This is a genomic window from Paraclostridium tenue (assembly GCF_039521565.1).
Classification (GTDB): domain Bacteria; phylum Bacillota; class Clostridia; order Peptostreptococcales; family Peptostreptococcaceae; genus Paraclostridium; species Paraclostridium tenue.
The window spans coordinates 1-550 of the sequence record NZ_BAAACP010000061.1 but is presented as its reverse complement, the minus strand read 5'-3'; the positions used below and the strand labels follow the sequence as shown (position 1 = coordinate 550).

Below are 550 nucleotides of genomic sequence, written 5' to 3'. Positions count from 1 at the left end.
CAAAGGTTTCCTCAGCACGGTCGGAAATCGTGCGAAGAGTGTAAAGGCAAAAGGAAGCTTGATTGCAAGACATACAGGTCGAGCAAGGACGAAAGTCGGACTTAGTGATCCGGTGGTTCCGCATGGAAGGGCCATCGCTCAACGGATAAAAGCTACCCTGGGGATAACAGGCTTATCTCCCCCAAGAGTCCACATCGACGGGGAGGTTTGGCACCTCGATGTCGGCTCATCACATCCTGGGGCTGTAGTAGGTCCCAAGGGTTGGGCTGTTCGCCCATTAAAGTGGTACGCGAGCTGGGTTCAGAACGTCGTGAGACAGTTCGGTCCCTATCCGTCGCAGGCGTAGGAAATTTGAGGAGACCTGTCCTTAGTACGAGAGGACCGGGATGGACGTACCTCTGGTGTACCAGTTGTTCTGCCAAGGGCATGGCTGGGTAGCTATGTACGGAATGGATAAGCGCTGAAAGCATCTAAGCGCGAAGCCAACTTCAAGATAAGATTTCCCACCGTAAGGGTAAGATCCCAGGAAGACTACCTGGTTGATAGGTCA

At 53.1% G+C, this 550-nt stretch carries 1 rRNA gene; it reads left to right on the top strand.

What is annotated here, in order from left to right:
- Positions 1-550 (top strand): 23S ribosomal RNA (locus ABFX13_RS14635); the annotation flags it as partial.